Source organism: Pseudomonas sp. P7548 (genome assembly GCF_013386585.1).
Taxonomy (GTDB): Bacteria; Pseudomonadota; Gammaproteobacteria; order Pseudomonadales; family Pseudomonadaceae; genus Aquipseudomonas.
Window position 1 is genome coordinate 1 of sequence record NZ_JACARO010000087.1, and the last position, 5,021, is coordinate 5,021.

Here is a 5,021-nt window from a genome sequence, read left to right on the forward strand (position 1 = left end):
GTCGGCAGCCAACAGTTCGTCGGTCAATTCGTTGGAGCGGTCCAAGGAAGCCTGTTCCACAGCGCTGCGCTGTTCAGTCGGTTTCATCCAGCCGCCGAGCAGGTTGGCGTCCAAGTGCGGGACCGGGTTGAGGGCCACGTCACGTACGGTGATCTGATCCGCCGGGTGGGCGACCTGCCATTGGCTGATGAACTGCTGGGTCAGTTGGCGGGAGATTGAATCCTGCTGGCGGGCGCTGCTTTCGATGATCAGAACGTTGGACATGGCTACGTAGGCTCCATCTGTAATTGCTGTAAGTCGATGGAGAAAAGATTAACCAGGGCCCATTCGATAAAAAAGCGCAAAAAACTGCTATAACCCATCTATAAATTTGTTTATAAGCGGAGTATTGCTGTAGGCATGCTCCGCCACTGCTTTATTTCGGTGCGCAAGCCAAGGCGATCCGCATCTTGATAATGGCGCGGCTGAACTTGACCGTGGTGTTGGTGCTTTTGCCAGCCGGCACCGTGACCTTGCGCATGCGCGGCGATTCCGGGCCATTGGTGAAGGTTACCGAACACACGGCATCGTTGGTGCCGTAGTTATTGAGCTGGATCGAACTGATGTCGCCGTCCACGTCGGAAGCGGTGTAGTCCACTTTCACGCCGTCGATCTTTTTCGTCACGTCGATGGGGTAGGCAAAGACGCTCAGCGGCAGCATCGCCAGCAACACACAACAGAATTTTCTCATTCGGCAGTCTCCAATAAGGACTGCCTAGCTTAGGACAAGAGGAGCTCATCTTGAAAGCGCCCCGCGTTACCCTTGATCAATGGCGCACGCTGCAAGCCGTGGTCGACCATGGTGGCTTCGCCCAGGCGGCTGAAGCGCTGCACCGTTCGCAGTCCTCGGTGAGCTACACCGTGGCCCGCATGCAAGACCAGCTCGGCGTGCCGCTGCTGCGCATCGACGGGCGCAAGGCCGTGCTGACCGACGCCGGTGAAGTGCTGTTGCGCCGCTCCCGGCAACTGGTGAAGAACGCCAGCCAGCTGGAAGACCTTGCTCACCATATGGAGCAGGGCTGGGAAGCCGAAGTACGCCTGGTGGTGGACGCCGCCTACCCCAACGCGCGCCTGGTGCGCGCCCTCACCGCCTTCATGCCGCAAAGCCGGGGCTGCCGTGTGCGCCTGCGTGAAGAGGTGCTGTCGGGTGTCGAGGAGTTGTTGCTCGATGGCATGGCCGACCTGGCCATCAGTGGGTTCATCATCCCGGGTTACCTGGGCACGGAAATGAGCGATGTGGAATTTATCGCCGTGGCCCATCCCGACCACTCGTTGCACCGCCTCAACCGCGAGCTGAGTTTCCAGGACCTGGAGAGCCAGATGCAGGTGGTGATCCGCGACTCCGGCCGCCAGCAACCACGGGACGTCGGCTGGCTGGGCGCCGAGCAACGCTGGACCGTCGGCAGCCTGCCCACCGCCGCCACCTTCGTCAGCAGCGGCCTGGGCTTTGCCTGGTTGCCCCGGCACATGATCGAGCGCGAACTCAGCGAGGGCCTGCTCAAGCAGCTACCCTTGGAAAAAGGCGGCAGCCGCAACCCGACCTTCTACCTGTATTCGAACAAGGACAAACCCCTGGGCCCGGCCACGCAGATCCTGATTGATCTGCTGCGCACCTTTGACACCGCGCCCCTGGATGCACCTTTCGCCGCGCCACAACAAGCCTGAAACGGAGTTCACCCATGGCCTGGTTCGACCATGAAGGCTGCAGCCTGCACTACGAGGAATACGGCCACGGCACGCCGCTGATCCTGATCCACGGCCTGGGCTCCAGCAGCCAGGACTGGGAACTGCAGATCCCGGTGCTGGCCAGGCACTACCGCCTGATCGTGGTGGACGTGCGCGGCCATGGGCGCTCCGACAAACCCCGCGAACGCTACAGCATCCAGGGTTTTACCTTTGACCTGTTAGCCCTGATCGAACACCTGAACCTGCCACCCGCCCATGTGGTGGGCTTGTCCATGGGCGGCATGATCGCATTCCAATTGGCGGTGGACGAACCGAGCCAGGTCAAGAGCCTGTGCATCGTCAACAGCGCCCCCGAGGTCAAGGTGCGCAGCGCCGATGATTATTGGCAATGGGCCAAGCGCTGGAGCCTGGCGCGGGTGCTCAGCCTAGCCACCATTGGCAAGGCCCTGGGCGACCGGCTTTTTCCAAAGCCGGAGCAGGCCGACCTGCGCCGCAAGATGGCCGAACGCTGGGCAAAAAACGACAAACGTGCTTATCTCGCCAGCTTCGATGCGATTGTGGGCTGGGGCGTGCAGGAACAACTTTCCCGAATTGCCTGTCCTACGCTGGTCATCAGCGCCGACCACGACTACACCCCCGTGGCGCAGAAAGAAAACTATGTAAAACTGCTGCCCGATGCGCGGCTGGTGGTGATCGAGGATTCCCGCCATGCCACGCCCTTGGATCAACCCGAAGTCTTTAACGCTACCCTGCTCGATTTTCTAAAGACAGTCGAAACCACTACCCAGGATCACTGACCCATGTTGAAAAAAATCGCCTTCTTCGCCGGTTCCGTTCTGTTCGCTGCCAACCTGATGGCCGCCGAGCCTGCCAAGGCGCCCCACGTGCTGATCACCACCACCAACGGTGACATCGAAATCGAACTGGACCCGGTCAAGGCGCCGATCAGCACCAAGAACTTCCTGGCCTATGTCGACAAGGGCTTTTACACCAACACGATTTTCCACCGCGTGATCCCGGGCTTCATGGTCCAGGGCGGTGGTTTCACCGCGCAGATGTCGCAGAAGCCGACCGAAGCGCCGATCAAGAACGAAGCCAGCAACGGCCTGCATAACGTACGTGGCACCCTGTCCATGGCCCGCACCAATGACCCGAACTCGGCCACCAGCCAGTTCTTCATCAACGTGGCCGACAACGCCTTCCTCGACCCGGGCCGCGACGCCGGCTATGCCGTGTTCGCCAAGGTCGTCAAAGGCATGGACGTGGTCGACATCATCGTCAACTCCCAGACCACCACCAAGCAGGGCATGCAGAACGTGCCAATCGATCCTGTCGTGATCAAGTCGGCCAAGCGCATCGACTGAGGTCTGCAGGTAGCTTCGCGTGGTGCCCACAAGGCACCGCGCGCATTTGAACAGGAGAGCCCGCCAGGCGGGCGTCAACCCTAATGCTCTATCGTCGTTTTGAACAACTGATCGATATCTTCCGCGACGCTCCCAGCGCGGCCCCTCCCGATAAAGTCCTGCCCTTCTACCTCTACTACCTGCGCCAGGTATGGCCGCACTTCGCCGCCCTGCTGGTGGTGGGCCTGATCGGCGCGTTGATCGAAGTGGCGTTGTTCAGCTACCTGAGCCGCATCATCGACCTGGCGCAGGGCACGCCGCCCGCAGACTTCTTCCAGATCCACAGCAGCGAGCTGATCTGGATGGCCGTGGTCGCCCTGTTGTTGCGCCCGATCTTCGGCGCCCTGCACGACCTGCTGGTGCACCAGACCATCAGCCCGGGCATGACCAGCCTGATTCGCTGGCAAAACCACAGCTATGTGCTCAAACAGAGCCTTAACTTCTTCCAGAATGACTTCGCCGGGCGTATCGCCCAGCGCATCATGCAAACCGGCAACTCCCTGCGCGACTCCGCCGTGGCCGCCGTGGACGCGATCTGGCACGTGGCGATCTACGCCATCAGCTCCCTGGTGCTGTTTGCCGAAGCCGACTGGCGCCTGATGATCCCGCTGGTGACCTGGATCATCTGCTACAGCCTGGCGCTGCGTTACTTCGTGCCTCGCGTGAAGGAACGCTCGGTGATTTCCTCCGAGGCGCGCTCCAAGCTGATGGGCCGCATCGTCGACGGCTACACCAACATCACCACCCTGAAGCTATTCGCCCATACGAGCTATGAGCAGGAGTACGCCAAGGAAGCGATCGTCGAGCAGACAGAGAAAACCCAGCTGGCCAGCCGCGTGGTGACCAGCATGGACATCGTGATCACCAGCATGAACGGCCTGCTGATCGTGACCACCACCGGCCTGGCCTTGTGGCTGTGGACCCAGTCGCTGATCTCCGTGGGCGCTATCGCCCTGGCCACCGGTTTGGTGATCCGCATCGTCAACATGTCCGGCTGGATCATGTGGGTGGTCAACGGCATTTTCGAAAACATCGGCCAGGTGCAGGACGGGCTGAAGACCATCGCCCAGCCACTGGCGGTGATCGACCGCGAGAACGCGCCGCGCCTGAGCGTGCCCCACGGCGAAGTACGTTTTGAGCAGGTGGATTTCCACTATGGCAAGAAGAGCGGGATCATTGGCGGCCTGAACCTTGAGATCAGGGCCGGCGAGAAGATCGGCTTGATCGGCCCGTCGGGCGCCGGTAAATCAACCCTGGTCAACCTGCTGCTGCGCCTTTACGACCTGCAAGGCGGACGTATCCTGATCGATGGCCAGAACATTGCCGAAGTCGCCCAGGAGTCGTTGCGTGAGCAGATCGGCATGATCACCCAGGACACCTCGCTGCTGCACCGTTCGATTCGCGACAACCTGCTGTACGGCAAGCCCGACGCCACCGACGAAGAACTCTGGGCCGCCGTGCACAAGGCGCGGGCCGATGAGTTCATCCCATTATTGTCCGACTCCGAAGGCCGCACCGGGCTGGACGCCCACGTGGGCGAACGCGGGGTGAAACTCTCCGGTGGGCAACGCCAGCGCATTGCCATCGCCCGCGTGCTGCTCAAGGACGCGCCGATCCTGATCATGGACGAAGCCACCTCGGCCCTGGACTCGGAAGTGGAAGCGGCGATCCAGGAGAGCCTGGAAACCCTCATGCAAGGCAAGACGGTGATAGCGATTGCGCACCGGTTGTCGACCATTGCGCGCATGGACCGCCTGGTGGTGCTGGAGAAAGGCCAGATCGCCGAGAGCGGCAGCCATGCCCAGCTGCTGGCCCATGGCGGGCTGTATGCGCGATTGTGGCATCACCAGACCGGGGGGTTCGTCGGCATCGACTGACCCCTGTAGGAGCCGG

Annotated in this window: 6 protein-coding genes; 4 read left to right on the forward strand and 2 right to left on the reverse strand. The window is 61.4% G+C overall.

What is annotated here, in order from left to right; genetic code table 11:
* Positions 1–264 (reverse strand): NAD(P)H-dependent oxidoreductase (locus HX803_RS27950; RefSeq protein ID WP_178925274.1); only part of this gene is annotated, 264 nt, incomplete at its 3' end.
* Positions 265–415: 151 nt separating this feature from the next.
* Entirely contained in the window at positions 416–730 is a 315-nt protein-coding gene (locus HX803_RS27955) for a 3-phosphoglycerate kinase (RefSeq protein WP_178925276.1), read from the reverse strand.
* Positions 731–780: 50 nt separating this feature from the next.
* Here HX803_RS27955 and HX803_RS27960 point away from each other — a divergent pair, with 50 nt between their 5' ends.
* From HX803_RS27960 to HX803_RS27975, 4 genes are all read left to right on the forward strand, one after another.
* Positions 781–1,704 carry a LysR family transcriptional regulator gene (locus HX803_RS27960; RefSeq protein ID WP_178925278.1) on the forward strand — a complete coding sequence of 308 codons (924 nt, stop codon included), beginning with the start codon at positions 781–783 and terminating at the stop codon, positions 1,702–1,704.
* A gap of 14 nt (positions 1,705–1,718) precedes the next feature.
* The gene (locus tag HX803_RS27965) at positions 1,719–2,522 is read left to right on the forward strand and encodes an alpha/beta fold hydrolase (RefSeq protein WP_178925280.1); all 804 of its coding nucleotides are present in this window, start codon (positions 1,719–1,721) and stop codon (positions 2,520–2,522) included.
* Positions 2,523–2,525: 3 nt separating this feature from the next.
* Entirely contained in the window at positions 2,526–3,089 is a 564-nt protein-coding gene (locus HX803_RS27970; protein ID WP_178925282.1) for a peptidylprolyl isomerase, read from the forward strand.
* Between the two features lie 83 nt (positions 3,090–3,172).
* Complete coding sequence (locus HX803_RS27975) at positions 3,173–5,005, forward strand: ABC transporter ATP-binding protein (protein ID WP_178925284.1); 1,833 nt, start codon at positions 3,173–3,175, stop codon at positions 5,003–5,005.
* The last annotated feature ends 16 nt before the right edge of the window (positions 5,006–5,021 follow it).

Coding starts and splice junctions, on each gene's coding strand:
- HX803_RS27955 (WP_178925276.1), bottom strand. CDS start 730: ATGAGAAAATTCTGTTGTGTGTTGCTGGCGATGCTGCCGCTGAGCGTC.
- HX803_RS27975 (WP_178925284.1), top strand. CDS start 3,173: ATGCTCTATCGTCGTTTTGAACAACTGATCGATATCTTCCGCGACGCT.
- HX803_RS27965 (WP_178925280.1), top strand. CDS start 1,719: ATGGCCTGGTTCGACCATGAAGGCTGCAGCCTGCACTACGAGGAATAC.
- HX803_RS27970 (WP_178925282.1), top strand. CDS start 2,526: ATGTTGAAAAAAATCGCCTTCTTCGCCGGTTCCGTTCTGTTCGCTGCC.